This window comes from Arthrobacter sp. H41, from assembly GCF_000520535.1.
Lineage (GTDB): Bacteria > Actinomycetota > Actinomycetes > Actinomycetales > Micrococcaceae > Arthrobacter_D.
Map to the genome: position 1 here is coordinate 10,612 of NZ_KI914799.1, position 2,869 is coordinate 13,480.

A 2,869-nucleotide genomic window follows, 5' to 3' on the forward strand; every position below is an offset into this window, starting at 1 on the left:
AGGTACCGGGTCGACGTCACCTGCAGCTCGGCGTGTCGGGCCGCGACACGCACCCGGACCGCTGAAAGGCGGGCAGGACCCGACGTCGGACCTACAGGAACGCCTTCAACTCCAGCGCTTTCCGCGCCCGGATACCCGGGTCCACGACGGGCCGCTTCGGCGTGAAGTAGAAGCCGTCGTCGTGCCAGCGCGGCAGCACGTGCTGGTGATAATGCCAGACGTGTTGGCTACCGGCGGGCTCGTTGTGCTGGCGGGTCGACACCCCGTCGGGCTCCCACGCGCGCTTGATCGCCACCGCGACATCGCGCGTGAGCGTCATGATGCGGGCAGCGACGTCGTCGGGCAGTTCGTAGAGCAGTTCGAAATGCTCACGGGGCGTGACGAGCACGTGTCCCGGATTGGGCTCGAACCCGTGGGAGGCGATGAAGGCGAGGACGAGGTCATCCGAGTACACGACGTCGCCCGGGCGGCACAGGTTCCGCGGATTATCGAAGTCGCCGCGGGCAAGGTCGCAGAAGGGGCACTGATACCCCTCGGGGGCGTGGTGGACGAATCCGCTCACTCAGTTCTCCTCCGTGTCCTCGAACACCCACTCGAACAGGTCGAGGACGTACTCGCTGAACGTGCCGTCCTCGGACTTCCATTCTCCGCGCGCGTTGTTGCGGCGCCACACGATCGGGTCCGGGACGGAAAGCTGGTCGGCCTTCATGCCCCAGGTGTAGAGCTCTTCCTCGTCCTCGAGGAACAGGAGGAAGCCGTCCTCGATCTCCAGCTCGTCGGGATCCCAGAAGAAGTGGAAGGCCTCCATGATGTCTTCGGTCGCGCCGACGGCGAGGTAGAACTCGCGCAGTGCGAGGGGAAGCTCGAAGTCCTTGCCCTGCATCATCTCCTCGAGCTCCGCCGATGAGAGCCCGTCCTCCTCAACCCACTCGTCCTCGAAATAGGAGGGAACCAGGGCTCGAAATTTGTCCAGAAACAGTTCAGTCACGGTTACTCCAGGTGGGGGGTGGGGATGCCTCAATCGTAACCGGCCGCGGTCAGGCGCTCTTACCTTTCCGGGCACGCCGAGGCGACCATGCGCGTGCCGCCAGGGGCGCGTGCCAGCCGTACCGCCACGCCAGGACACGCAGCGAGAAGACCATGGATGCGGTTGCCGCCCCGGACAGCAGGTTGAACCAGTCGTGGGCTACCAGCACGGTGACGACGACGCCGCCGAGCATCGCCGGCAGCGCATAGATGTCGCGTGGATCGAACAGCTGCGGAACCTCATTGGCGACGACGTCGCGCAGCAGGCCGCCGCCCACGGCCGTGGTGACGCCCAGCAGCACCGCAGCGACGGGGTTCAGTCCGAACGTGAGGGCCTTCAACGTTCCGGTGATGCAGAAGAGGGCAAGGCCCGCGGCGTCGAAGATCACCAGGACCCGCCGACCACGCTCCACCCGCGAGAAGACGAAGTACACGAGCACAGTGGCGAGCAGCGGCGGCACGAGGTAGGTGGGATCGTTGAACGCAGCGGGAGGGGTGTCGATGATGACGTCGCGGGCCACGCCGCCGCCGAGGCCCGCAAGTGAGGCAAGGAGCAGCGAGCCCACAAGATCGAAGCCCTTGCGCGCCGCCAGCAGCGAACCGGACACAGCGAAGAAGAACACCCCGAGCAGGTCGAGGATCAGGGGGATCTGGGCTGCGGTATCCATGAAATCCTCGGGTGGAAGGGGCCGGCCGCCGGCAGAACATCAAGGGCGCGGGCCGAGAGCGCCGGGAGGCTTTTGTCCAACGTCAAGCATGACAGAGAGCTCATCAGCGGATGCCGCCGACGCAGGGCGGGAGGGGCCGCAGGTCGGTCCGGGTAGCGCCCAGCCCCACCGCAGGAGGCGCCCCTCCGCAAGGCCGGCCGGTTCCCGACCGCTAGGCTGGCCGAATGATCGAGCGCATCCGGCGGAGCCTGCAGCGATACTCGCCGGGCGATCCCCGCACCGAGGGATCCCTGCCCATGCGGGTGGCCTCACGCCTCATCGCCCTGACGCCGACGAAGGACCGCCACCGGACCACCGACTGGGTGGAGGCTTCCTACCCCGGGCGCGAGTACCCGGAGGCGGCGGCGATGCCGCGATCCCTGACGGCCACCCACAGCATCCAGGAGCGTCGAGTGGACGGGATCCGGACCGTCACTGTCCGCCCGCGCAAGGGCGCAACGCGCCTCCACATCATCTACACGCATGGCGGCGTCTACATCAACGAACTGAGCCGGCCGCACTGGTGGATCGTCGCCGAGCTGATCCGGCGCACCGGCGCCACCGTCACCGTCCCGCTGTACCGGCTCGCTCCCGAGAGCACCTACCGCGAGGTCTTCCCCTACCTCACCTCGGTGTACCGCGGGGTGCTGCTGACGAGCGACGCCGCCGACGTCGTCCTCGCAGGAGATTCCGCCGGCGGCGGACTGGCCATCGCGCAGTGTTGGGTGCTTGCCGACGCGGGGCTGCCCACGCCATCGAGGATCATCGCCTTCTCGCCGTGGCTCGACGTCACCGGCACCAATCCGGAGGTGCCGCGCTACGAGAAGATCGACCCCATGCTGTCCGTTCCCGGAGCGGTGCGCGCGGGGTTTTGGTGGGCGGGCGGTGATGATCCGCGCACACCGCTTGTCAGCCCGGTCTTCGCTCCGGCCGCCATGCTCCGAAATCTTCCGCCGATCCGGATCTACCAGGGCACCCGCGACGTGTGCATGCCGGACGCCGTCCTGTTCCGCGACCGCGCGCGGGATGCGGGCGTCGACGTCGTCCTACGGGAGTATCCCGGCGCATTCCACGTCTTCCCCGGCCTTCCCTGGCTCCCCGAATCACGCGCGGTGTTTGCCGACCTGGCCGACTGG

General features: G+C 67.8%; 4 protein-coding genes. 1 reads left to right on the top strand and 3 read right to left on the bottom strand.

Annotated features, from left to right (window positions below; translation table 11 throughout):
- Nucleotides 1-91: 91 nt before the first annotated feature.
- From Y705_RS0110105 to Y705_RS0110115, 3 genes are read right to left on the bottom strand one after another with little or no spacing between them, the layout of a single operon-like run.
- A complete protein-coding gene (locus Y705_RS0110105; RefSeq protein WP_026532764.1) occupies nucleotides 92-562 on the bottom strand; it encodes an HIT family protein in 471 nt (156 codons plus the stop codon).
- Nucleotides 563-988 (bottom strand): hypothetical protein, encoded by a 426-nt coding sequence (locus Y705_RS0110110; protein ID WP_026532765.1) that lies wholly within the window; start codon nucleotides 986-988, stop codon nucleotides 563-565.
- 49 nt (nucleotides 989-1,037) lie between these two features.
- Nucleotides 1,038-1,694 carry a trimeric intracellular cation channel family protein gene (locus Y705_RS0110115; protein ID WP_026532766.1) on the bottom strand — a complete coding sequence of 219 codons (657 nt, stop codon included), beginning with the start codon at nucleotides 1,692-1,694 and terminating at the stop codon, nucleotides 1,038-1,040.
- A 224-nt stretch (nucleotides 1,695-1,918) separates the two neighbouring features.
- On the opposite strand from Y705_RS0110115, the gene Y705_RS19010 reads away from it, so the two are divergent.
- On the top strand, nucleotides 1,919-2,869 hold a 951-nt coding region (locus Y705_RS19010), incomplete at its 3' end, for an alpha/beta hydrolase (protein WP_049822579.1).

Excerpts from the sequence above, each read along its gene's own strand:
- Y705_RS0110115 (WP_026532766.1), bottom strand. The coding sequence starts at position 1,694 with ATGGATACCGCAGCCCAGATCCCCCTGATCCTCGACCTGCTCGGGGTG.